The organism is Micromonospora tulbaghiae (assembly GCF_900091605.1).
GTDB lineage: Bacteria > Actinomycetota > Actinomycetes > Mycobacteriales > Micromonosporaceae > Micromonospora > Micromonospora tulbaghiae.
In genome coordinates, this window is the sequence record NZ_FMCQ01000003.1 from 196300 (window position 1) to 219323 (window position 23024).

Consider the following 23024-nt stretch of genomic DNA (forward strand, 5'->3'; position numbering starts at 1 on the left):
GAGATCCCAGGTCAGGCAGCGATCGCCCGGGCGGCGGCGTACATGTCGGCGGGCAGCGGATGCCGCAGCTCCCAGAGGATCCGCATGGGCCGGTCGCCGGTGTGCTCCCGGTACGTCATCGGACCCGCGTACAGGTACGGCGGTGCGCCCAGGTCGCGATCGGCGATCTTGGTCTCGCGGACGAACAGGTGCACTGTCGAGCCCTGCGCGACGTGGTTGACGTACCGCTGCCCGGTCGCCGAGCCCGACGACGTGGTGCTCTGCGACTCCCACTGGAACAGCTTGTCCGTGATGGCGCGGTCCGCGTACATGGTGGTGGGCGAGTAGTGCTCCTCGGACTTCACGAGCGTGACGAAGAACAGATCCGCGCGCTCGTCGGGGAGCCACTTCACGCCCTCGCGCAGCGAGCCGGGGTTGGTCATGCCGAATGCCGCGCACGCCTCGTTGCGGCTGTAGCGGGCGTGCACCCTCAGCGGTACGCGGCCGGAGGCCGGTCGCTCGGTGACCCGGTGGATGCGGTCCCGCAGCACGTCGGCGACTTGCCGCAGCTCGGCGCAGCGCGCCGGTTCCGCCCACAGGCGTTTGAGCCGGGCATCGCGTTCGGTCAGCGGCACCGACGGCCCCCACAGGCTGAAGTGCAGCATGTCGAGTAGGCGTCCGGGTGCGGGGCGTTGGCCGGCGGCGACCCGGGCGATCAGAGCCAGCCTGTCGACATCATCGGTGTGCAGCATCCGGCCAATGGCCCGGCTCAGGTCGAGGTCGTCCGGGCCGCCATCGGCCGGGTCGAGTCCAGCCAGCCGCCGTAGCCCGGCCCAGCCGCCGATGCTCGCAGACCGGTAGACGTCCTCAATCTCCAGGCCGGTCTCGTGCAGGAAGTCGGACAGGCTGACGTCACCGAGCTGCCGCAGCTCGGCTACCAGCGCGTTCTTCGACGTCGGCAGCGCCGACTTGAGGTTGGCGAGGACTGCCTTCTGAGCCACCGGATCCAGATGGATATGGCAGCCGCTTGGTAGCGAGGGAAAACCCTCCTCGACGGCGGTCTGCACCGCCCTACGGCTGACCCCGGCGAGCGCCCGCCACCGCAGATCGAACCGGAAGTTCGCGTGCTGGCCGCCGATGAAGTCGAGCACGGTCAGGCACGGCTTGTCGTCGTCCAGCCGCAGGCCCCGACCGAGCTGTTGCAGGAAGATCGTGGCGCTCTCGGTCGGGCGCAGCATGAGAATCGTGTCGACCATCGGCAGGTCGATGCCCTCGTTGAACAGGTCGACAGTGAAGAGCACCTTCAGCTCGCGCTTGCGGAAGCGGTCGATCAAGGCGTGTCGGTCCGCGCGGCCGACAGTCGACGTCACGGCCGCCGACGGCACACCATGCCGGGTGAACCAGTCGGCCATGAACTCGGCGTGGCCGATGCTCACGCAGAACCCGAGCGCCCGCATCCGTCCGACGTCAGCGATCCGCCGGACCGCGTGCAGGATGAGCCGCGCCCGTGCGTCGTTGCCGGTGTAGACGCCGTCCAGTTCGGCCTTGTCGTACCCCTGCCCGCGCTTCCACCGAACCCGTGCCAGGTCCACGTCGTCATGCACCCCGAAGTACTGGAACGGTGCCAGCAACTGCCGTTCGAGCGCTTCCCACAGGTGCAACTCCACCGACGCGCGGCCCTCGAACCACCGGCGCACGTCGCCACCGTCGCTCCGGTCGGGGGTCGCGGTCAAACCCAGGAGTACGCGCGGCCGAAGCCGTTCCAGCAGCGCCGTGTACGTGGCCGCCTCGGCGTGGTGGAACTCGTCGACGATCACCATGTCGTACGCCTCGGGGTCGATCTCCTGCCGGTGCAGCGACTGGATCGACGCGAAGACGTGCTTCCACCCCTGCGGCCGATCGCCGCCCACAAGCGTCTCGCCGAACGTGCCGTCGCCCATGACCTGGCGGAATACTGACCTGCTCTGCCGCAGGATCTGCTCTTGATGCGCGACGAAGAGCAGCGAGTCGACGTGACCTGCCCGCCGGAGCCGGCGGTAGTCGAGCGCTGCCACCACCGTCTTGCCGGTGCCGGTAGCCATCACCACCAGGTTGCGCCAGCGGCCGTGCACCAGACGCTCGGCGTCGAGGTCGTCAAGAACCTCCTGCTGGTACGGGAAGGGCCGCACGTCCAGGTTCGCGATCTCGGTCGGTGCCTCGTCGGTGCGTTCCCCACGCAACGCCACGCGCAGGCGCTCGGCATCGGTGGCCGGGTCGTAGTTCTCGAACGCCGAGTCGTTCCAGTAGTCGGCGAATGTGGCCTCGAACGTGTCGATGACGTGCGGCTGCTCCAGATTCGAGATCCGTACGTTCCACTCGACGCCGTCGACAAGCGCGGCCTTTGAGAGGTTCGACGAGCCGACGTACGCGGTCGTGGTGCCGTTGTTGCGCCGGAACAGCCATGCCTTCGCGTGCAGGCGGGTGGTCCGGGTCTCGTAGGAGACCTTGACCTCGGCGCCCAGCTCGGCGAGCCGATCCAGTGCTCGCTGGTCGGTGGCGCCCATGTACGTGGTCGTGATGACACGCACCCGGCCGCCTCTCGCGATCAGCTCGGTGATCGCGGGCTCGATGATGCGCAGACCGTGCCATTTGATGAAGGCGCAGAGGAGGTCCACCTCCTCCGCCGACGCCATCTCATGGCTGACCTCATGGCCGATACGCGGCTGGTGACGGCCGTTGACCAGGAGCGCGCCGGTGGAGAGCGGCGTCGAGGGGCGGATCGGGAAGACGGGTGCGGCCGGCGGGGTAGGCGGTGCGGCAATGGCGTGCAACAGACGTTGGGCGTCCGCTACCTGGTCATCGGCGGTGACGGCGCGGGGCTCGGCCTGAGCGATGTGCGCGGCGATGCGGTTCGCCAGGTCGACCTGCCGGGCCAGCTTGTTCTCCCCGCCACCGACGCCGAGGAGCGCCCGCCGCGTGAGGCCCGCGATGTGCCGGGCCAGGACGTCATGCGCGTCGGCGGCATCCAGCTTCGCATCCCGGACGAGGGCGCTATCCACATGCGTGAGCTGCGTCGCCAGCTTCTCCGTGATCAGGTGTTCGTAGATGCCCTTCTCAAGATCCCCCACGATGGCAAGCTAGCCGCGATGAACGCCGGGTGGAAGCCGGTGCGATAGGTGTCAGGAGCTTTGTCCTGTGGCCTGTCAGATCATCGACACCTAGAGGTGAAGGCCGACGCGTTGCCCATCATCGGCTGGACGCAATGGCTTTGATGCGGACCTCGAACAGTGGTGCTCCCTCACGCGTGGGCCGAAGCCACCCGGCCGGTTGCCAACCCCAGGAGTCATACGCCTGCTGGGCGGCAACGTTGTCGGGCCGTACGAGCAGGGTGGCCCTTTCCTCCCGCCGCGTGCTCAGGATCCGATCGTGGAGCGCCCGCGCGATACCCCGGCGTTGCCACGATCGCCGCACCAGCAGTTCGCAGACCGCGTAAGTCCGTTGCCCGTCTTCGTCCGTGAAGCCGTCCGGTACCGGCTCGTGGATGCCGTCCCACCAACGCGTATCGGATCCGAGCGGGAAGCCGTACACGTAGCCGACCAGATCCTCATCGGCCCTGGCCGTCACCAGCTCCCAGCCTTCCCGGGGCATGTGCGCGGCGAGCTGCTGTTCGTACCGCTCGGCCGTGTAGCGCGGGCCGTCGTCGGCGTGCGCATCGAGGTACACGTCCACAAGCTGCTCCACCAGACCCTCGGTCTCCGCTGCGGTCTGGTGCTGTAGTCGCAGATTCTCCAGCACAAGCACAGGATCCCACCGGGGCGGCAGCCGCTCGCCGAGAGGCTCTCAGACGAGATCGGCGAATGGCTTCCAACGTAGACCGTGGTCGCCTCGGGAAACTGACTGCAATCGCTTGGCAAATTCGGCCGCGACGCTCGCCGAACTCGCGAGAAGCGGCGTGGCAGCAGCGATCATTTTGAGCTCGCGGGCTTCCCGCAGAAGCGGCCAGTTGCGGTCGGACATCACGTCGTACCCGTACGCCTTGGCGAGCGCCCGATGCGCCCCGGTCTTTCCGAAGCGGGCCTCGCCCACAGCGACCGCTGCCAGGTCCACCTGCCAAGGCCCAAGACAAGTGGCGTCGAAGTCGCAGAGCAGGATGCCGCCCGATGCATCCCGGAGCAGGTTGCCGACGTGTGCGTCCCCGTGGATGAGCGACTGCTCCGCGCGCTGGTTGAGATCGGCGACCTGCGGCTCCAAGCGGTCGCACCACGTCACCAGGTAGTCGTGGTCCTCTGCGCTCAACCCGTCGGCATCCGCCAAGCGTCGGCGCGCGTCCCCGATCGGATCCCAGGTGGCCAGTGGGAAGGGTGGGGGTCCGAGCGCATGAAACCGCCGCAGCACCGAGCCGAGGTCATCGACCGTCGGAGTGGGCGCGGCGGGTGGCACGTAAGTCCAGACCGAGGCAGCCAAGTCACCGACCGTCACAGGCTGCGCAACGCCAGGCGCCAGCCGGATCGTGGGCGCGTCCAGCTCGGCGAACCAGCGCGCCAGTTGAACGACCTTCGTCACCCGGTCCCGGAGCCGGTGCGTCCGCGCGATGCGGATGACGAGCCCGGAATCCGGCAACGCGAACACGGCGTTGTTGGTCAGCCGCAGGAGGCGGGCATCCTCGGTCGGCACCTCAAGTCCGCTGGCGATCTCCCGCATGGCGCGGGTCATCGCTTCTTCCGAGAACCGTCCGCTCATACGGTGGCCGCAGCTCGTGCGGTAAGGATCCGTTCGAATTCGGCAACGACGGGAAGGTGGCGGTGCCGTCCGAGATCGCGCCGCAGGTTGAGTACTCGATCAACCACTCGACTGGAACTCAGCGCACGCGACTGCTCGACCACGCGCGTGCCGACAGCGACCGCCCGCTCGGGCTCATCGGTGAGGAAGAGCGCGCTGCACAAGCCGACCTCGTTCAGGACCATGCTGCGGACGTTCGCCGGGCCGAAGGCGACGATCGCCTCTTCGACGCTCCGCACCGCCTGTGCCGCGTGCGTTCCGGCCTGCCGGGCCATGTCACGGTACACGCGGCCGTACTGGGCTAGCAGTTCGCCACGGTCGTAGAAGGCCATCCAGGTCGGCTCGCGATCGGGATCCACACGCTCGAACTGATCGCTCGCGCGACCGAGGAGGGTCAGCGCGCTTCGGTGGTCGCCGAGTGCGGCTGTCGAGGCGGCCTCCGCGCCCCAGAGCAGCGCCCTCACCGCCGGAGTCGCCCGCGACCCCAGCTCTGAGTGGGCCAGCCTCAGCGCGGCCAGAGCATCCTGGTTGTGCCGAAGGTGCTGTAGCTGCTTGGCCTGCGAGTAGCGGATCAGGGCCGCCAGCGGGGCATCGTCAGCGGACATCGCGGCCCGCTCGCCAGCGGCGAAATGCCGCTGAGCGTCCGCGTGCCGGCCGGCGTCCAGCGCGGTCCAGCCGGCCAACTGACGCGCCGCCGCGACCGCCGCGACCAGGCGGGGTGTCAGCCCGGGCGCGTGTGACCAGTCGAGCATGCGATACACCGACTCCGCGAACCGGGCGACCTCGCGATAGAGCAGGCCGCCACCGCATTCATAGTCGACCGACCGGTAGAGCTCCAGGACTGCGTTCAGCCGAGAGACGTCCGCACTGCCGATACGCCGGGGCCGGGGCTGCTCAGCGACCCCGACCAGCCCGGCTCCTGCCGACACCGCGGCGATGCCGGCCAGAAGGGTTCGCCGGCCCAGGTCTGGTGTTGCGCGGATCCCGTCGGTCGGAGCGCTGACCGGGGAGTCTGGACCGACTGAGAACCAGAGAGACCTCGGCGGGATGCGGAGCACGGTCGCCCAATGCGTCAGCCGGTCGAGATGCACCAGGGCGGGACCGTTCTCGATCCGGCTCAACTGTGCCTGCGTGATCCCCAACCACCCCGCGACGACGCTCTGCGGCAGCGGGCTCCGCCCGTGGTACGGGTGGTGGCGGTACGCCCGGATCACCTGCCCGAGATGCCGCCGGGCCAACGCCGTCCGTACCGGTTCATGGTCCCAGAACGAGTCGGGCATCCCGGGCGGCATGCTGAGGCGGTCGCGTTCGGCGGCCTGGCAGGGCGCGCAGCGTCCCGTGCTGTTGTCGCGCGCCAGGCGGCCTCCGCAGCGGGGGCAGTTCGCAGGTGTCACCGGTAACCTCGCCGTTCGCGGAGAACCCGTGTCCGAAGTCGAGCCTAGCCATTCAACCCGTTCCGGAGCGGCCCGGTATACGCACCGTGCATATCGCCGGATGTCTCGTGACGGTGACCGAGCGTATGCGGTGTGTGCATGACGGCCACGATCATCAGGGCATGCGCCTCCTGCTGAGAAGGGCTGAGGGTCAGCGCATGGCCCGGGGCGGGTGCTGGGCTCCGGCGGCACCGCGTCCCCCGATCGCGGCGTCCGCCGTCCCCGCCCGCTCCGGCGCCACTCCACGAGACCCGACCCCGGAGGCGCCTGCCGATGTCCGCCGTACTCGCCGACTTCCCCGTCCTCACCCCGGTCACCGACGAGGACCTGCTCGTTGCCGCGCTGGCCGTGCGCGTGCACGTGCCCGAGCACTGGCCGCAGGGACCGCTGTGCCGCAGCGAGCGCGTCCCGTACCCCTGCCGGCTGGCCCGGTGGGGGAGGGCGACGCTCGCCGCGGCCGGGCTGCCCGACGAGGCCGTGGCGGCCGGGGCGGCGGCGTCGTGATCTACGTGACCGGCGAGCGGGTGCAGGCGTACCAGGTGCGCAGCGCCTTCTTCGACACCCGCTGGCGTGGCCTGGACCCGGCGCAGGTGCACGACTACCTGTGCCGGGTCGCCGACGAGATGGATCGCCTGCACCGGGAGCTGACCACGGCGCGCACCGAGTCGGAGCGGGTCCGCCAGGCGCTGCGGCAGTGGCAGTCCCGCCACAACGGCTGCCGGCGACGCGGCCACGATGGCTGAGCCGCGCTGGATCGTCCACCTGCCGACCACGCTGACCAGCCGGGACGCCGCCGTCGAGCTGGCCGCCGCGCTCGCCCGGTCGCTCGGGCACGTGGATGCCGTCGACTTCGCTGAGACGACGCTCAGCGAGGAGGACGCGCAGCACCTGCGGTACCGGGTCTGGTGCGACATGCGGCTGCCCGGCGGCGGGCGCTGCGGACGCCGGGATGGTCACGGCGGGTGGTGCGAGGCGACAGAGCTGCGGTGACGTCGACGCTCTTTCGGCGTGTCGATCGATGAACGTCCTGGTGACGGGCCGGTCCGCTGGGAGCGGTCCCAAACGGGGCGACCATCCACCCTGTACGGTCGCTACACTCCCCGAAACGCCCGGAAACGCCACACGGAGTCTGGAGACGCCTGTGACCCGCGACAAGGCCGCACCGCCCGGAATCGACGTCACCATTCCCAGCGTGGCCCGGGTCTACGACTACTTCCTGGGCGGCAAGGACAACTTCGAGGTCGACCGGAAGGTCGCCGAGCACGCCCTGCGGATCACGCCGGACGGGCCGGCCGCCGGTCAGGCGAACCGGGCGTTCCTGCGCCGGGTGATCCGCTACCTCGTGACCGAGGAGGGCATCGACCAGTTCCTCGACATCGGGTCGGGCCTGCCCACCCAGGGCAACGTGCACGAGGTCGCCGTCGAGCACAACCCGGCGGCCCGGGTGGTGTACGTGGACAACGACCCGATCGTCCTGGCGCACGGGCGCGCGCTGCTCGCCGCGGAGGGCACCGCGACAGTGATCCAGGCCGACATCCGGGAACCGGAGGAGATCCTCAACGACCCGGACGTCCGCCGGTTCCTCGACTTCGACCGCCCGGTCGGGCTGCTGCTGTTCGCGATCCTGCACCACATCGGCGACGACGAGGATCCGCGATCGGTCGCGGCGGCGCTGATCGACGCGCTGCCGTCCGGCAGCTACGTCGCGATCTCGCACTTCCGCGACCCGGGTGAGCGGGATCCGGAAGGCTCCCGCAAGGCCCGCGAGGTCGAGCGGGTGTTCAACGAGTCGCTCGGTACCGGCCGCTGGCGTACCGACGAGGAGATCCTCGCCTTCGCCGACGGGCTGACGGTGCTGGAGCCGGGCCTGGTGCCGCTGGCCGAGTGGCGTCCGGACCCGGACGCGCCGGCCCAGCAGCAGACCGACACCTACCACACCTTCGTCGGACTGCTCGCCCGCAAGCCGTAGGCGCCCGCTCGTGGACGCTTCGAGCCCTCCGGGTACGAGGGCCCTGCCAGCGGGTGCGGACGCTCAGCCAAGCTCCTCTTCGCCCTCCTCGAACCGTGCCAACACGGCGGACAGGTCCCGCAGGAACGCGTCGACCTGGACGCGGTCATAACCGTGCGCGACGAGCGGCAACTCGACCGGGGCGTGTTCGACCCGTACCTTCGCCGCGAGGTGCAGCAGGAGGTCCTCCGACCGCAGTGCCTCCCGGCCCTTCTGCACGAGGGCGTCGACGGCAGCCCGATCGTATCCGCGTGCTTCGATCGGGAAGTCGGCTGAGTCGAAACGCTGCCGGACGAGCCGGCGGTGGTCGGTGAAACGGGTGCCGCCGTACCGGGCGAGGGCGTCGGCCACCTGGTCCGTCTTCTCCCGGACGTCGTGCACTTCGAGCAGGACCAGGCAGGGCCGGTCGTCCAACGGGCTGCGGTGGGTCAGCGGGAGGTCGAGGGCCGACGTGGCGGCGGGTACGAGCAGCAGCAACGGCGACGGCATCCTCTTGTCGGACAGAACCGGAGGTGGCTGGTACAGGACCAGGTGGTCGATCTCCGCCCAGGGCAGCAGCCGGTTCAGCCCGGCTGTCCGGACGGTCAAGCCTTCGAAGCTGATGTGGAACCGGAATGGCCGCATCGCCGTGACGATGCCCGCGAAGCCGGCAAGCATGACGAGCCCGCCGAAGATCAGCCCGCCGATCAGTCGCAGGGTGCTGCCGGTCAGCCCGGACAGCACCATGCAGAAACCGAGCGGCAGCAGGAAGAAGCCGATGACAAGACCGGCGCGACTGCGGTGCAGGTCCATCGTCTCACCCGCGTTTCCCCGTCTTTCCTGACTGACAGCGTGACAGTCGGGTGCAAGGTGATCGATGAGGCAGACGGCGATCTTCCTGGCGGCGGCGCGCGGTCCTGGCCGGGGGCATGTTAAGAAGGGGCCCCGCCTCTACCGGAGACGTTAAAAGGGGGCCCTTCCTTGCACGAAGCCGAGCAGGTGATCCAGCGTGTGCTGCGGGATCTGCGCGACGGCACGCACCGCGGCGTCGTCGTGGACTCGCCTCCCGGCGCCGGGAAGTCGACCCTCGTCGTCCGCGCCGCGATCGAGACCGCCGCCACCGGCGACCCGCTGATGATCGTGGCGCAGACCAACGAGCAGGTGGACGACCTCATCGACCGGCTCGGCCGCAGGGCGCCGGAGCTGCGCGTCGGGCGGCTCTCCGCGACCGACTACCGGCCCACCGAGCGGGTCACCGCCCACCCGGCGGTCCGCGTCGCCGCGAAGGTCGCCGACCTGGGCGGGCCGGCGGTCACCATCGGTACGGCGGCCAAGTGGGCCACTGTCACCGAGGGGAGCTGGCCGTGGGCGATCGTGGACGAGGCGTACCAGATGCGCGCTGATGCGCTGCTGCGCGTGGCGGGACGGTTCGAGCGGGCGCTGTTCGTCGGCGACCCCGGTCAGCTCGATCCGTTCAGCACCGTCGAGACGTTCCGCTGGACCGGCCTGACCTGGGATCCGATGCAGTCGGCGGTGGCCACGCTGCTGCGGCACAACCCGGAGCTGCCGGTCCACCGGCTGCCGGTGTCGTGGCGGCTGCCCGACTCGGCCGTCCCTGTCGTCTCCGCCGCGTTCTACCCGTTCACCGGGTTCCGCGCCGGGACCGGGCCGGCCGACCGGGCGCTGACGTTCACCGAGCCCGGCGCGGGTGACGCCTACGACGCCTCGGTCGAGGTGGCCGCCGTCACCGGCTGGGCGTTGCACGAGCTGCCGGCCCGGCACACCGTGCGTACCGATGGAGAAGCCGCCGCGGCCTGCGCGGAGCTGGCGCTGCGGGTGCTGCGGCGCGGCGCGGTCGCGGTCAGCGAGGCCGCGCCCGGCGGCGCGCCGGTCACCGCGGACCGGATCGCCGTCGGGGCCGCGCACCGCGACCAGGTCGCGGCCATCCGGTCCCGGCTGGGCGCGGCCGGGGCGGGCATCACAGTGGACACCGCCAACCGGCTCCAGGGCCGGGAGTACGACGTGACGATCGTGCTGCACCCGCTCTCCGGCCGGCGCGACGCCACCGCGTTCCACCTGGAGTCGGGCCGGCTGTGCGTGCTGGCGTCACGGCACCGGCACGCCTGCGTGGTGGTGGCGCGGGCCGGGATCGGTGAGCTGCTCGACGCGTATCCGTCGACCGAGCGGGTTCACCTGGACGTGCCGGTGAAGTTCCCGGACGGGTGGGAGGCCAACCAGACGGTGCTGACCCACCTCGATGCCCACCGGGCGTGACGAGGGGCCGTCGCGGCAGGATCGGCGGTCCGTTCGGATCTTCCGGCGCTCGCGGCCGGTGGGCACGATGGCCGGATGCATCCTCACGATCCCTATCAGCAGGATCCGTACCAGCACCAGCCGTACCAACAGCAGGCGTACCCGCAACAGCCGTACTATCCGCCGCCGGCGTTCGCGGAGCAGCCGCGCGAGGGCATGGGCAGGTGGGCGATCGTCCTGTGGGTTGCGGTGCCGGCGCTGCTGGTGATCCTGTGCTGTGCCGGATGCGTCGTCTCCGGGTTCGCGGGCGGGTTCATGGAGGGCTTCAACGAGGGCTATTCGTCGTCGTAGGCGGCGGGCCGGCGGCGCACCGCCGCCCTCGGCGCGCGGCGCTGGCGGCGGTGCGTTAGACATGGATCATGACCGCGAGCGTGCTGCAGTGGCTGGGCGGGGGTGTGGTGGCGGTGGTCGCCGGTTTCCTCGCCGCGTCGCTGCCCCGGCGCCGCGCCCGGGCCGAGGGCCGGCGAATCGCCTGGTCGTCGGCGCGGGCGGCGATCCACGACGCCACCGTCAGCCGGGACGCGTCCCCGGCGACGGTGCCGGAGGCCGAGCGGCTGCTGGCCCACGCCGAGCTGCTCGCCGCCGGACGCGGCGGCGCCGACGCGGCCCGCGCGGCGGCCGAGCACGCCCGTCGCGCCGACGAGCTGTGGCGGGCCGGCCGGTGACGAGGGTACGCCGGGAGCTGCTGCGCTGGTCGCTGCTGGCCGCCGCGGCGGCGGTGCTCGTGGTGTTCCTGGTGGCGCAGCGGCAGAGCGTGGAGGTCAGCTACGGGCGTTCCCCGTCGAGCGCCGCGCTGCCCGAGGGCTCGGCCGGGGAACTGAGCGACGCGAGTGTGCCCTCGGTCGAGGAGATGACGGCTCTCGTCGCCGCCGATCCGGTGGTCCGGCTGCCGGGCGCTGTCGCGCGTTGGGACGAGCAGCGGGTCCGGGCCGCCATCGGTGACCGGGGAACCCGCATCCTGGTCGCCCCGCCCGGTCTGGACGAGGCCGAACGCCGGCGGGTCAAGGACGTGGAGAACGCCGAGATCCGGATCGTCGGCACCGAGGTCAGCGGCGGGCTCTACGTGGCCTCGCCGGACGACCTGCCGGGCTGGCGGGCCCGGTTCGCCACCGGCGACGTGACCGGCTCGGTGCTCGCGCTGCTGGCCGCGCTGCACGACCAGCCGACCCCGCCGGACGGCGACGACCTGCGCTGGCGGGAGCCGACCGGCCGGAGCTGGCCCCGGTGGTCGCGGCGCTGCGCGCCACCGGCCGGTACGTGGGCGCCGGCGCCACGCTGCGCGAGCTGCCGGCGAAGGCGGCGAGCGCCGCGTTCCCGGACGGCGCCTGGTTCGTCGTGCTGCCCGCCCAGCCGTACGGGGAGCCACTGCCCGCGTACGGGCCGGCGCTGCACCGGCTCGCCCCGGACCAGCCGCTCGTGTTGATGTACGGCGACTGGATCGAGTACCACGGTCCGGGCGGGGCGTCGTTCGCCGAGGTCGCGGGCGCGAGCTTCTACGCCCAGTTCGGCAGCCGACTCGGCCGTTACACCTATCCCCAGCAGAACGTGCTCGGCGCGTACCTGGCCCAGGTCACCGACGTGCGCTACGCGGGGCTGTTCGACCGTCCGCTGCCGTACCGGCCGTTCGACCCGCTGCGGGTGGCGCTGCCGGCGCTGCCCTGGATCTTCGCCGGATGCGTGGCGGGTTTCGTGGTGCTGTCCATCCGTACCGTGCGGGCCTCCGGCCGCCGTCCGGCCGACGTCGGTCCCGGTGGTACGCCGGCCCGGCTGGCCGGGCTCTCCGCGCTGGCGGTCGAGTTGTCGCTGCTCACCGACGTGCGCAGCGACCCGGCGCTGGTCCGGGGCGTGGGCCGGTTGCGGGCGGCCCGGGACGCGTTCGACGAAGGGCTGCCCGACCGGCACGTACGCGAACTGCTCGCCGATGCGGCGGCCGAGCTGGACGACGTGGCCCGGGACGTGCGGATGCCCGGCTACCGGCCGGACGTCTACCTGCGGGCGAGGCTGTCGTGAGCCGCGTCGCGACCCGTCCCGAGCGTTCGGCGGCCCGTCGAGGCGCGGCGGTGACCGGCCCGCGCCGGCTGCTCGGCCGTCTGGTCGGTACCGCGTTCGGCCGGGCGGTTCTCGCCTGCCTGGCGCTGGCCGGCTGGGCACTGTGGACCGGAGGCATCCTGGACGGCCCGGCCGCCCGGCAGGTACGTGGCTCCTCGGTCTACGCGGCGCCCGGAGTGGACCTGGACCGGGCCGCCGCCGAACGGGTCATCGGCAACCGGCGGCTGGTGGTGCTGATCATGGAGCCGGGCGCCGACCTGCGGGAGGCGTGCGACGACACCGAGCGCGCCACCCAGGGCACGCTGGTGCTGGCGATGAGCCGCGACGGCGAGGACTGGGACACGTACGGCTGCTCCCGCCTCGGCGGCGACGGCGCGCGTGACCTCGGGCGGGCCATGGTCGCCGAGACCACGATCAGCCGGGGCGCCGACGCGTTCGTGGACCGGCCGGTCGAGGCGCTGAAGGTGATCGTGCTGAACTACGACCGGTTGGTCCGGGCCGGTCTGGTGCCGGACGGTGCTCGTACCATCAGCCCGTCGCTGCCCCGGTATCTGCTGGCCGGCGGCGCGGTGGCCGGGGCCGTGGCCGGTGCCGCGGTGCTCTGGTTCGGTGGGCGGCGGGCCGGTCGGCTGGCCGACGCCCGGCGGGCCGGGAGGGACGCGCGCGCCGACGAACGGGCCGCGCTCGGCGCCGCCACCGCTGTCCTCGCCCAGCAGATCATCGACCTGGACGGGCGTGTCGGGCCGGTCGCCCCGGCGTACCGGCGGCTGGCCGCCGACTACGTCGGTCTGCTCGACGAGGTGTCCGAGAAGGACGGGGACGCCGAGGCGCTGCGCCGGCTCCGGGAGCGGGTCGAGGAGCTGAGCCGCCGCGCCGCGGACCTCGCCGACGACGCCGCGTCCGGCCGGCGCGGGACGCGCGGACGGGGCCGGCGGTGAGCCGCCGACCCCGTCGTCAGTGCGTCGTCAGCGCTGGGCGCCCACCGTCGAGGCGGCCGGCCAGCTGCCGGTGAAGACCTGGGCGGGCGTCGCGCTGCGGGCGGCGAAGCCGAACAGCGAGTCGACCCGGGCGGCCTCGGTGGAGCTGGGGTACGGGTTGGTGCAGCTCGTGCCGGCGCTGCCACCGGACATCAGGATGGCGCAGTTGCCGTTGTAGTTGTCCGGCAGGCCGAGGATGTGGCCGATCTCGTGCGTCATGATGCGCAGTGCCGAGTACTGCTGGGCCTGGTTGTAGTCGATCACCACGCGGCCGTTGCCGAGGCTGGTGCGCTGGGCGTACGAGCCCCCGCCGTAGGTGTAGGTGATCCGCAGGTTGGACCCGCACTGGGCCATGTTGATGTTGTTCGTGTAGTTGTTCCAGATCGCCGCCGCCTGCACCGCCGTGTTGGCGAACGGGCCGGCCTGGCTGATGTTGTAGCAGACGTTGCGGACGGCGGCGGAGGCCGGAGCCGGGTTGACGGCTACCGCACCGAGCGCTGCCAGCGTCGCGGCCGCGAGGGTGGCGAGGATCCGGGACAGCTTGGGGTGACGCATGGTTCACACTCCTTGGGATGGGGGGTGAGCGGAACGTCGCCAGCCTATAGATAGCTATCGATCGATATCAAGGGGTGGACGCGTGCGGATCGGACGCGTTCACCGCGGCGACCACCTGGTCGTAGTCGCCGCGCGCCTCCGCGTGGCGGAGGAACTTCACCCGCTCGACCTGGATCTCCGTCGCCTCCGGCAGCGCCTCCAGCAGCGCCACCACCTCGCTCATGAACTCGTCCAGCGGCATGGCGACCTCGTTGCTCTCGTGGCCGGGCAGGAGTTCGGTGCGCACCGCGGGCGGCACCAGTTCCAGCACCCGTACGCCGGTGCCGGCCAGGTTCAGCCGGATCGACTCGCTGAGCATGTGCACCGCGGCCTTGGAGGCGTTGTAGCTCGGCGTGACCCGCAGCGGCACGAACGCCAGGCCGGACGAGACGGTGACGATCGTGGCGTTCCCGCGCTGCCGCAGATGTTCGACGAAGGCGGCGATCAGCCGGATCGGGCCGAGCACGTTCGTGGTCACCACCTCCTCGGCCGAGGCGAGGAACGTGTCCGGCGAGCGCCAGTCCTCGATCCGCATCACGCCCGCCATCGTCACCAGGACGTTGAGATCCGGGTGCTTCGCCAGCACCTGGTCCGCGGCGGCGGCGATGCTCGCCGGGTCGGTGGTGTCGATCGTGACGGTGGCCAGGCCCGGGTTGGCGGCGGCGATCTCGTCGAGCAACTCGGTACGCCGGCCCCCGACGATCACCGTGTTGCCCCGGTCCCGCAGGGCGAGCGCCAGGGCCAGGCCGATCCCGCTGGTGGCGCCGGGAATGAAGATCGTGTTTCCGGAGATGTCCATGCGGCAAGCCTGCGGCGTCCGGCGTGGCGGGTGAAGAGACCGCTGATCGGGGGATCGCGGATCCCTGGTTCCCGGCGCAGCGCGGCGGATACTCGGATCATGGACCGCCAAGCCCTGGCCGAATTCCTGCGCCGCCGCCGCGAAGCGCTGCGCCCCGGCGACCTCGGACTGCCGGAGGGCGCCCGCCGCCGGGCGCCCGGCCTGCGACGGGAGGAGGTCGCGTCGCTCGCCACCATGTCCACCGACTACTACACGCGGCTGGAGCAGCGGCGCGGCCCGCAGCCGAGTCCGTACATGCTCGGCGAGCTGGCCCGGGCGCTGCGGCTCACCGCGCACGAGCGCGCCTACCTGTTCCGGGTCGCCGGGCACAGCCCGCCCGAGGCCGCCGCCACCACCGGCCATGTCGCGCCGGCACTGCTGCGGGTGCTGGACCGGCTGGCCGACACGCCGGCGCTCATCCTGTCCGACCTCGGCGAGACGCTGGTCCAGAACCGGTTGGCGGCCGCGCTGTTCGGGGACCGCTCCGGCCACACCGGGCTCGCCCGCAGCGAGGTGTACCGCTGGTTCACCGACCCGGCCGAGCGGGAGCACTATCCGGTGGAGGACCGTGACCGGCAGAGCCGGGCTCAGGTCGCCAACCTGCGGGCCGCGTACGGATCGATGGGGCCGCGGTCCCGCGCGGGCGAGCTGGTGCGAGCGCTGCGTGCGGCCAGCAGCGAGTTCGCCGAGTTGTGGGAGCGGCACGAGGTGGCGCAGCGCTTCGCCGACCACAAGACGCTGATCCACCCGGAACTCGGACCGATCGAGCTGGACTGCGAGGTGCTGTTCACCGAGGACCAGTCGCAGGCGCTGCTGGTGCTCACCGCCGCGCCGCGCAGCGAGGCCGAGGAGAAGCTGCGGCTGCTCGCCGTGCTCGGACACGAGCGGTTCCCGTCCGCCGCGACGTGAACCCGGCACAGGAACCGTCGTTCACGCCGCCGGGTATCCCCGGCTTTCCTGTCGGCCTCCCGTCACGCAGGGTGTTTTTCTGATCGCTTCCGGTCGATAGCGTCGGTCCACTGCCGTCGACGAAGGGCCGACGATGAACGACAACGGACACCCGCTCGACCGTCGGCGACTGCTCGCCGGCGCGGCGGCGGCCTCGGCGGTCACAGTGACCGGCCTGGCCGTCGCCTCCACCACCGGCGCCGCGGCGGCCGCACCGGGCCGCCCCGCGACGCCGCTCATCACCCGGGACCGCATCGCCACCGCCGCGCTGCGCGCACCCGACGGGTCCGCGCTCCCGGTCGCCGTCCAGGCCGACTTCCACGCCCGGCTCGCCGCCTGGCTGGCGTTCTGGTCGGCGAACTCGCCGGCGGCCTGGAGCGTGCCGGTGCAGGTGGTCGCCCGGATCGAGGCGGCCGGAGACGCGCTGGTGCTGCACGGGATCCGGCACCGCCGCGACGACGAGCTGCGCGCCGGTTTCGCCGCCGGCCGGCGGGACGCAACCCACCTGGCCACGCTGGCCAGCCTGCACCACCACTTCCCGAGCGTGCGGGTCCGCCCGGACGGCACGATCCGGATCGTCGACGGAACCGCCGGGTTCACCGGCGCGCCGGAACAGGTCGCCTTCGCGGTCGCCGCCTGCCGTGAACTGTGGGGCGAGGCGGCGACGACCGCCGACAGCTGGGCGGAGCACGCCGCCCGGGTGCTCGCCCGCGCCGGGCATCGCACCGACGCCGCCTCGCACGCCGGCTGGGCGGCCTTCACCCGCACCAGCCTGCGTCGCGGGCTGGGCACCGAATCGTACGAGTGACCGGAGGTAGCACATGGCCCGCAACGAGTTCCGCTTCGTGGTCGACGGCGTCGACCTGAGCCCCGAGCAGCAGACCCTGATCGCCGCGGAGATCCAGAAGGCCGGCCTGGCCGCGCTGCGTACCGCCGACGCCAGGCTGACCAACCCGCTGACCGTCGGCCACGGCAACATCAAGCTGCGTCCCGAGTGGTACGGGCTCTGGGTCATCGACGGCCCGTTCGCCCAGGACCTCGGGCAGAAGATCAACGACATCGGGTTCTGGATCCAGCGGTGACCGACGCCGCCCGGCCGGCCGGCACGCCGGAGCGGATGTGCCCGAGCACCCCGGCGTCGAACGCCACCGTGTTCCTCGGCATGATCACTCCGGCGGGCCGGGTGGCCTACGTGACCCCGGCCGTACCGGCCGAGGTGGCGCTCGCCGGGCTCGGTGACTCCGACGAGCCGATCGAGTCGCGGGCCCGGCTCGCCGGCCCGTGCGTCACCTCGTCCTGTGGCTTCTGGACCGGCTCGCACTGCGGGCTGGGCGCCCGGATGGCCGCCTCGTACGCCGAGACCGCCCCGCCGGCCGAGGAAACGCTGCCGAAGTGCGCGATCCGGCGTACCTGCCGGTGGTTCGCCGAACAGGGACCGGCGGCCTGCCCGGCGTGCGCGCACGTCGTCACCGACGCGCGGCTCTGAGGGCGCCCCTGTTTGTCGGACCCTTCGACTAGCGTCGTGAGGTCATGGAGCCGAGGTTCGGCGGACACATCATCGGGCGGGAGCACCCCGCTGCACTGCTGCGCGCCGAGGTGACCCGGCTGGTCGACAGCCACGGCGGTCTCGTGCTGGTCAGCGGCGAGCCGGGCATCGGCAAGACCACACTGGTCTCGGCCGCCGCCGACGAGGCCCGCCGCGGCGGGGCGCTGGTGCTCGGCGCCGCCTGCTGGGACTCCGACACCGCCCCCGACTACTGGCCCTGGGTGCAGGTGCTGCGCCGGCTGGCCCGGTCCGACGGCGACCCGCCCGGGGTACGGGAGGCAGCCGCCGCGGGCCTGGCCGCACTGCTGGGCGAGCGCGCGGCGGGCGATGCTCGTCGCGGCGGGCCGGCACCGGGAGGCGATGCGGCGACGGAGCCGGGCGACATGCGGGCCGCGGGCGACGTGAGCGAGCCAGGCGACGTGACCGAGCCGGGCGACGCCGGCCGGGCCGAGTTCGACAGACACGACGCGGTGACCGCCGCCCTGGTCGCCGTCGCCCAGCACCGGCCGGTCGCCGTGGTCTTCGACGACCTGCACTGGGCCGACCCGGCGTCGCTGCGGCTGCTCCAGTTCGTCACCCAGCACGCCTGGTTCGAACGGTTGCTGCTGATCGGCACCTACCGGGACGCCGAAGTCGAATCCGGCGAGCACCCGCTGCGGCCGTGGCTGCTGCCACTGACCGCCAAGGCCACCACCGTCACGCTCACCGGGCTGGGCCGGGCCGAGGTGGCCGCGCTGATCGCCCGTACCGCCGGCCGGGAGCCCGCTCCGAGCCTGGTCGACGAGGTACACCGGCGCACCGGCGGGAATCCGTTCTTCGTGGAGCAGACCGCCCGGCTCTGGCACACCCACGGCCTCACCGACACCGTCGCCCCCGGCGTACGGGAGGTGGTGCGCCGCCGGCTCGACCAACTGCCCGCCCCGGTGGTCGACGCGCTCACGGTGGCCGCGGTGCTCGGCCGCGAGTTCGACAGGGGGACGCTCGCCGCCTGCGTACCCGCTCCCGTCGCGCAGATCGACCGGCTGCTCGGCCGCGCCGCCGCGGCCCGGCTGGTGCTGCCCCGCAGTGACGGCCGGTTCGTCTTCGTGCACGACCTGGTCCGCGAGACGCTCTACGACGGGCTCGCCGAGGACGAGCGGCGGGCCCGGCACGCGGCCGTGGTCCGGGCCGTCGACCGGTCGGACGCGCTCGCCGGCCCGCTCAGCCCGGCCCACCTGGCCCGGCACGCCTGGCTGGCCGGCGCCGAGCTGGAGCCGGAACGCGCCGGTGACCTGCTGCTGGCCGCCGCTCGCGACGCCGGGGGCCGGATCGCGATGGACGAGTCGGTCCGGCACTACCGGCGCGCGCTCGAACTGACCGGCGAGCCCGGCCGCCGGGTCCGGGTGCTGCTGGAACTGGCCGGGCTGCTGTACCACGCCGGCCCGCCGGCCGAGGTCGAGCGGCTGCTGGCCGAGGCCGCCGCGCTGGCACGCGAGCTGCCCGATCCCGGCGTGCTGACCCGGGTGGCGCTCATCGCGCACCGGCAGCACTCCGCCACCCGCCGCCGGCTCGACGCCGCCGAGCTGGTCCGGGAGGCGTACCGGCGGTTGATCGCGGAACCGGAGCCGGAGCGGCCGGTACGCGCGCTCGTCACCGACCTGATCACCGCCACCGAGACGCTGGCCCGGCACGGCCGCGACGACGAGGCGCTCACCTTCAGCCTGTGGGCCCGACACGACACCACCTGGGGGCTCGGCACCGCGCGGGAACGGGCCGTGGTCACCGCCGAGATCCGGGAGGTGGCCCGTCGCAGCGGCGACCGGGAGACCGAGCTGTGGGCCACGGCGCTGCGCTGGGTCGCGTTGCTGGAGCTGGGCGACCCGGGCTACCGGCACGAGCTGACCGCGTTCGTGACCGGCGCGCAACGTGGCGACGTGGACCGGCAGCGGGTGGCGGCGCTCTCGGACAGCGGGATCATCGCCGCCTTCCAGGGCGACCTCGCCACCGCCGAGGCGTGCTTCGCCGAGGCGGAGAGCTACCGCGAGCCGGCGCACTCCGACCACGCGTTCATGACGCACCACATGCGCTGGTCGGTGCTGCTGCTGTACGGCCGCGTCACCGATGCCGAGGCGGTGCTCGACCGGGTGGGCGCCGGGCACCCGCAGGCCGAGCTGCTCCGCGCGCTCACCGCCGCCGAACGCGGCGACGCGGCCACGGTGCTGCGTCTCACCGCCGCGATCGAGGCCGCCGGCACCGCGTACCCCCGGTCGGTGTCGCCGCTGTGGCTGCGCCTGCGGGCGCAGGCGGCGGCCGTGGACGGCGACCCGGCCCGCTGCGCCGCGGTGCGGAGCGACCTGGCCCCGCACCGCGGGCAGTGGACGGCGGCGCTGTTCGGGTGCGACATCGGCGGCCCGGTCGACCTGTGGCTGGCCATGGTGGACGCGGCCGAGGGCCGGTGGGACGACGCGATCGACTGTTACACCGCGGCGCGGGCCGCCGCCGACCGGCTGGGCGCCCGACCCTGGTCGGTGCTGGCCCGGGCCGGACTGGTGGGCGCGCTCGCCGGGCGCGACGGGCCGGGCGACGCGGCCGAGGCGCGGCGGCTACGTGCCGAGACGGTGGCCGAGGCGCGGGCGCTGGGCATGGTCCAGGTGGTGGACCGGCTGGGCGCGGCGGATCCCGCCCCGGCCGCGGCGTCCGCGGTGGTCGCGCCGGTGGCGGCCCGGTTCGGCGCGGGCGCTCCGGCCCTGGCCGTCGCGTCGTCGGCGGGCCGCCGGACCGCGTCGGGTCTGTCCCGGGCGGGTGTGGTCCACGGGCGGTCGCCCGACCCCGGCGCGGGCGGTGCGGACGTGATCCGGCCCGAGTTCCGGCCGGACGGGCCGGTGTGGCGCCTCGGGTACGACGGCATCGTGGTGCACCTGCCCGACGCCAAAGGGCTGCACGACCTGCGGCTGCTGCTGAGCCGGCCCGGCGCGGACGTGCCGGCCGTCGAACTGCTCGACCCGGCGGCCGGTCCGGAACTCGTCGCCGCGCGCCGCCTCGGGGCCGATCCGGTGCTCGACGACGAGGCGAAGGCCCGCTACCGCCGGCACCTGCGGCGGCTCGACGACGAGATCGACCGCGCGGCGGCCCGCGACGACGAGCGGCGGCTGGCCGAGCTGGACGCCGAGCGCGCGGCGCTGCTCGACCAGTTGCGTGCCGCCGCCGGGCTGGCCGGGCGCAGCCGGCGTCTCGGCGACCAGGCGGAACGGGCGCGCAAGGCGGTGACCGGGCGGATCCGGGACACACTGCGCCGCATCGACGAGCGGCACCCGGCGCTCGCCGCCCACCTGCGCGAGTCGGTCACCACCGGCGGCGCCTGCCGGTACCGGCCGGCCGAGCCGGTGCCCTGGCGACTCTGACCGACGAGGTGGCGGAGCCGCGTGGACCCCGCCACCGTCGACACGTCAGCGGCGGTTGTAGCGGTACATCGTCAGCGTGCCGAACACGACCACGAAGAGGGCGCTCCAGAGCAGCATCCACATGGTGCTCGGGCCGTCCATCGAGCCGGCCATCGCCGCGCGGACCGAGGTGACGAGCTGGGTGATCGGGTTGACCTTGACGAACGCCTGCAGCCAACCGGGCATGGTGGAAGGGTCGACGAACACGTTGCTCAGGAAGGTCAACGGGAACAGCACCATCATGCTGGTCCCCATCACCGACTTCTCGCTGCGCAGCACCAGGCCGAAGAACGTCCACACCCAGGAGAACGCGAACGAGAAGATCACCAGCAGCCCGATCCCGGCCAGCACCCCGAGCAGCCCGCCGTCGGGACGGAAGCCGAGCACCACGCCGACGGTGAGGATGACCACGGCGGCCAGGACGTAGCGCAGCACGTCGCCGAAGATCATCCCGACCAGCGCCGCCGGCCGCCAGACCGGCAGCGTACGGATCCGGTCGAAGACGCCCTTCTCGATGTCGGTGTTCAACCCGACCCCGGTGTACATGGTGATCATCACGACGCTCGTGACCATGATGCCGGGCAGGAAGAACTGGAGGTACGCCCGCGGGCTGTCGGCGAGCGCGCCACCGAACAGGTACGTGAACATCAGCACCATGATGATCGGGAACGCGGTCACGTCGAACAGCTGCTCCGGCACGTGCTTGATCTTCAGCAGCGCGCGCCAGCCGAACGTCAGCGACGCCGACAACGCGCTGGGCCGGGCCGGCCGCTCGGCCGGGGCGAGCACCGTGGCCAGCGCCTCGGCGGACGGCATGTAGACGGACGGCGCCCGCCCGGTGGTGATCGCGGTGTCGCTCATCGCGCCGCCTCCAGTTCGTCGTCCCGCTCGTCCGCCGGGACGGCCGGGTGGTCGGTCAGGGCCAGGAAGACCTCGTCCAGGCTGGGCTGGCCGAGGGAGAAGTCGTCCACCACGATGCCGGCGGCGGCCAGCTCACCGAGCGCACGCGCCGCCTGCGTACCGGCCTCCAGGTCGGTGCCGTGCTCGCCGACGCGGGCGGTCAGCGCCGCCGGGTCCGCGGCGAGCTGCACCGGTACGCCGAGCGACGCCCGCAGCACCTGCTCGGCCTGCGGCCGCTGTCCCGGATCACGCAGCCGGATGTGGACGCTGCCCGCGCCGATCGACGCCTTCAGCTCGCCCGGGGTGCCCTCCGCGATCACCCGGCCGTGGTCGACCACCGCGATCCGGCCGGCGAGCTGGTCCGCCTCGTCCAGGTACTGCGTGGTCAGCAGCACCGTCGTGCCGTACGCCACCACCGCCCGCACGATCGCCCACACCTGGTTGCGGCTGCGCGGGTCCAGCCCGGTGGTCGGCTCGTCCAGGAACAGCAGATCCGGGGTGTTGAGGATGCTCGCGGCGATGTCGATGCGCCGGCGCATCCCGCCGGAGTACTTCTTCACCTGCCGTCCCGCCGCCTCGGTCAACCCGAACGCGGCGAGCAACTGCTCGGCCCGCTCCCGGGCGCCGGCCCGGCCCAGCCCGAGCAGCCGGCCCAGCAGGACCAGGTTCTCCGCCCCGGTCAGGTCCTCGTCCAGCGAGGCGTACTGGCCGGTCAGGCTCACCCGGGAGCGCACCGCGTCGGCGTCACGCACCACGTCGTGGCCGAAGACCCGGGCCGTGCCGCCGTCCGGGCGCAACAGCGTCGCGAGCACCCGTACGGCGGTGGTCTTCCCGGCGCCGTTCGGGCCCAGCACGCCGTAGACGGTGCCGGCGGGAACCTGCAGGTCCAGCCCGTCGAGTGCCCGGGTCGAACCGAAGGACCGGACCAGGCCCTCGGCCTCGACGGCCAGGCCGGTGTTCCGGTTGCTCATGAATAGCTACCTCTCGTCGTCGATGTCCTCGACAGGCGGCTTGCCGCCAGGCCGATCGCCTGTTTCAACGAGGCCGGGAAGCTGTGGTTGTACCGGCCTCACCCCGAAGGCGCCAGACGGCCCGCCAGATCGGTTCTGGCGGTGGGTGGATCCCCGGCCGACGGTGGCCGGTACGGGAGGAAGGCGGGTTATGACCGTTCCCGCAGCGGTCCGCCGGATGACCGGTCGCCGACAGCGCCCGATCGATCGTCTGCCATATGCTGCGCCGGCATCCGACGCACGGGGGCGTGTCCCGGTTGTGGCTACGCGGAC

At 72.6% G+C, this 23024-nt stretch carries 23 protein-coding genes; 14 read left to right on the forward strand and 9 right to left on the reverse strand.

From position 1 onward, the window contains the following. Positions 1 to 11 precede the first annotated feature (11 nt). From GA0070562_RS09820 to GA0070562_RS09835, 4 genes are all read right to left on the reverse strand, one after another. A complete protein-coding gene (locus GA0070562_RS09820) occupies positions 12 to 3086 on the reverse strand; it encodes a DEAD/DEAH box helicase (protein WP_091418913.1) in 3075 nt (1024 codons plus the stop codon). 118 nt (positions 3087 to 3204) lie between these two features. Further along, positions 3205 to 3753 carry a GNAT family N-acetyltransferase gene (locus GA0070562_RS09825; protein ID WP_091420192.1) on the reverse strand — a complete coding sequence of 183 codons (549 nt, stop codon included), beginning with the start codon at positions 3751 to 3753 and terminating at the stop codon, positions 3205 to 3207. A gap of 45 nt (positions 3754 to 3798) precedes the next feature. Next, entirely contained in the window at positions 3799 to 4698 is a 900-nt protein-coding gene (locus tag GA0070562_RS09830) for a phosphotransferase family protein (RefSeq protein ID WP_091418917.1), read from the reverse strand. Beyond that, positions 4695 to 6017, reverse strand: coding sequence for a helix-turn-helix domain-containing protein (locus GA0070562_RS09835; protein ID WP_254663766.1), 1323 nt, complete (start codon positions 6015 to 6017; stop codon positions 4695 to 4697). The genes GA0070562_RS09830 and GA0070562_RS09835 overlap by 4 nt, the downstream gene beginning before the upstream one ends. Positions 6018 to 6443: 426 nt before the next feature. Here GA0070562_RS09835 and GA0070562_RS09840 point away from each other — a divergent pair, with 426 nt between their 5' ends. From GA0070562_RS09840 to GA0070562_RS09855, 4 genes are all read left to right on the forward strand, one after another. Continuing rightward, complete coding sequence (locus GA0070562_RS09840) at positions 6444 to 6674, forward strand: hypothetical protein (RefSeq protein WP_091418924.1); 231 nt, start codon at positions 6444 to 6446, stop codon at positions 6672 to 6674. Beyond that, on the forward strand, positions 6671 to 6913 hold the full coding sequence (locus GA0070562_RS09845) for a DivIVA domain-containing protein (protein ID WP_091418926.1): 243 nt from the start codon (positions 6671 to 6673) through the stop codon (positions 6911 to 6913). Before GA0070562_RS09840 ends, GA0070562_RS09845 begins: the two co-directional genes overlap by 4 nt. Then, positions 6906 to 7160, forward strand: coding sequence for a hypothetical protein (locus tag GA0070562_RS09850; RefSeq protein ID WP_091418928.1), 255 nt, complete (start codon positions 6906 to 6908; stop codon positions 7158 to 7160). The genes GA0070562_RS09845 and GA0070562_RS09850 overlap by 8 nt, the downstream gene beginning before the upstream one ends. Before the next feature lie 151 nt (positions 7161 to 7311). Further along, a complete protein-coding gene (locus tag GA0070562_RS09855) occupies positions 7312 to 8139 on the forward strand; it encodes an SAM-dependent methyltransferase (protein ID WP_091418931.1) in 828 nt (275 codons plus the stop codon). Positions 8140 to 8202: 63 nt separating this feature from the next. Here GA0070562_RS09855 and GA0070562_RS09860 read toward each other — a convergent pair whose 3' ends face one another. After that, positions 8203 to 8970 (reverse strand): hypothetical protein, encoded by a 768-nt coding sequence (locus GA0070562_RS09860; protein ID WP_091418933.1) that lies wholly within the window; start codon positions 8968 to 8970, stop codon positions 8203 to 8205. A gap of 168 nt (positions 8971 to 9138) precedes the next feature. Between GA0070562_RS09860 and GA0070562_RS09865 the strand changes: the two genes are divergently transcribed. The 5 genes from GA0070562_RS09865 (at position 9139) to GA0070562_RS09885 (ending at position 13457) form a co-directional block, all read left to right on the forward strand. Beyond that, positions 9139 to 10431 carry an AAA family ATPase gene (locus GA0070562_RS09865; RefSeq protein ID WP_091418935.1) on the forward strand — a complete coding sequence of 431 codons (1293 nt, stop codon included), beginning with the start codon at positions 9139 to 9141 and terminating at the stop codon, positions 10429 to 10431. Between the two features lie 75 nt (positions 10432 to 10506). After that, complete coding sequence (locus GA0070562_RS09870) at positions 10507 to 10761, forward strand: hypothetical protein (protein ID WP_091418938.1); 255 nt, start codon at positions 10507 to 10509, stop codon at positions 10759 to 10761. Positions 10762 to 10829: 68 nt separating this feature from the next. Further along, entirely contained in the window at positions 10830 to 11135 is a 306-nt protein-coding gene (locus GA0070562_RS09875) for a DUF6403 family protein (RefSeq protein WP_091418941.1), read from the forward strand. 559 nt (positions 11136 to 11694) lie between these two features. Continuing rightward, positions 11695 to 12480, forward strand: coding sequence for a hypothetical protein (locus GA0070562_RS30615; protein WP_254663767.1), 786 nt, complete (start codon positions 11695 to 11697; stop codon positions 12478 to 12480). Further along, positions 12477 to 13457, forward strand: a complete 981-nt coding sequence (locus tag GA0070562_RS09885) for a hypothetical protein (protein ID WP_091418944.1) — start codon at positions 12477 to 12479, stop codon at positions 13455 to 13457. Before GA0070562_RS30615 ends, GA0070562_RS09885 begins: the two co-directional genes overlap by 4 nt. Before the next feature lie 27 nt (positions 13458 to 13484). Here the strand turns inward: GA0070562_RS09885 and GA0070562_RS09890 are convergent, their stop codons facing one another. Further along, entirely contained in the window at positions 13485 to 14051 is a 567-nt protein-coding gene (locus GA0070562_RS09890) for a snapalysin family zinc-dependent metalloprotease (RefSeq protein ID WP_091418947.1), read from the reverse strand. Between the two features lie 67 nt (positions 14052 to 14118). Next, positions 14119 to 14889: an SDR family oxidoreductase gene (locus GA0070562_RS09895; protein ID WP_091418949.1), complete on the reverse strand. Its 771-nt coding sequence runs from the start codon at positions 14887 to 14889 to the stop codon at positions 14119 to 14121. Positions 14890 to 14988: 99 nt separating this feature from the next. Here GA0070562_RS09895 and GA0070562_RS09900 point away from each other — a divergent pair, with 99 nt between their 5' ends. The 5 genes from GA0070562_RS09900 to GA0070562_RS09920 all read left to right on the forward strand — a co-directional run bounded on the left by GA0070562_RS09900 (position 14989) and on the right by GA0070562_RS09920 (position 20802). Continuing rightward, on the forward strand, positions 14989 to 15837 hold the full coding sequence (locus GA0070562_RS09900) for a helix-turn-helix transcriptional regulator (protein ID WP_091418952.1): 849 nt from the start codon (positions 14989 to 14991) through the stop codon (positions 15835 to 15837). Positions 15838 to 15970: 133 nt separating this feature from the next. Then, positions 15971 to 16684 (forward strand): hypothetical protein, encoded by a 714-nt coding sequence (locus GA0070562_RS09905; protein ID WP_091418954.1) that lies wholly within the window; start codon positions 15971 to 15973, stop codon positions 16682 to 16684. Positions 16685 to 16697: 13 nt separating this feature from the next. After that, a complete protein-coding gene (locus tag GA0070562_RS09910) occupies positions 16698 to 16958 on the forward strand; it encodes a class I SAM-dependent methyltransferase (RefSeq protein ID WP_091418956.1) in 261 nt (86 codons plus the stop codon). Next, positions 16955 to 17362 (forward strand): hypothetical protein, encoded by a 408-nt coding sequence (locus GA0070562_RS09915; RefSeq protein WP_091418959.1) that lies wholly within the window; start codon positions 16955 to 16957, stop codon positions 17360 to 17362. Before GA0070562_RS09910 ends, GA0070562_RS09915 begins: the two co-directional genes overlap by 4 nt. Before the next feature lie 44 nt (positions 17363 to 17406). Further along, positions 17407 to 20802, forward strand: coding sequence for an ATP-binding protein (locus GA0070562_RS09920; RefSeq protein WP_091418961.1), 3396 nt, complete (start codon positions 17407 to 17409; stop codon positions 20800 to 20802). 45 nt (positions 20803 to 20847) lie between these two features. Here the strand turns inward: GA0070562_RS09920 and GA0070562_RS09925 are convergent, their stop codons facing one another. Both GA0070562_RS09925 and GA0070562_RS09930 read right to left on the reverse strand, forming a co-directional pair. Then, positions 20848 to 21702 (reverse strand): ABC transporter permease, encoded by an 855-nt coding sequence (locus GA0070562_RS09925; RefSeq protein WP_091418963.1) that lies wholly within the window; start codon positions 21700 to 21702, stop codon positions 20848 to 20850. Next, positions 21699 to 22712 carry an ATP-binding cassette domain-containing protein gene (locus GA0070562_RS09930; RefSeq protein WP_091418966.1) on the reverse strand — a complete coding sequence of 338 codons (1014 nt, stop codon included), beginning with the start codon at positions 22710 to 22712 and terminating at the stop codon, positions 21699 to 21701. The genes GA0070562_RS09925 and GA0070562_RS09930 overlap by 4 nt, the downstream gene beginning before the upstream one ends. Between the last annotated feature and the right edge of the window lie 312 nt (positions 22713 to 23024).